Annotated in this window: 1 protein-coding gene; it reads right to left on the bottom strand. The window is 77.3% G+C overall.

Going from position 1 to position 366, the window contains the following annotated elements; all coding sequences use genetic code 11:
- Window positions 1–309 (bottom strand): aldolase/citrate lyase family protein (locus E1265_RS36705; protein WP_279571507.1); only part of this gene is annotated, 309 nt, incomplete at its 3' end.
- Window positions 310–366 lie beyond the last annotated feature (57 nt).

The raw sequence follows: 366 nt of genomic DNA, 5'->3' as shown, positions 1-366 counted from the left end.
GTCGCTCACCTTGGGCAGCACCACGCCGGCGAGGCCGGGCCGCGCCACCGCCCGCAGTTGGGCGGCCGCCGGCCAGTCGTCCAGCGGGTTGACCCGGACGAACAGCGCCAGCGGCAGCTCGGCCGCCGCGGCCACCGCCGCCGCGACCCGCTCGGTCGCGGCCGCCCTGTCGGCCGCCGCGACCGCGTCCTCCAGGTCGAGGATGGCCGCGTCGGCGCCGGCCGCGGCGGCCTTCGGCAGCCACTCCGTCCGGTTGCCGGGCACGAACAGCATCGAGCGCAGCGGCGGCCGCGCGAGCTCAGATGACACCGTTCTCCTCCAGGCCCGTCAGCTCCTCGTCGGCGAGCCCCAACCACTCCCGGTAGA

This window comes from Streptomyces sp. 8K308 (genome assembly GCF_004348315.1).
GTDB lineage: Bacteria > Actinomycetota > Actinomycetes > Streptomycetales > Streptomycetaceae > Streptomyces.
This window is presented reverse-complemented; position numbering and strand designations above follow the sequence as displayed.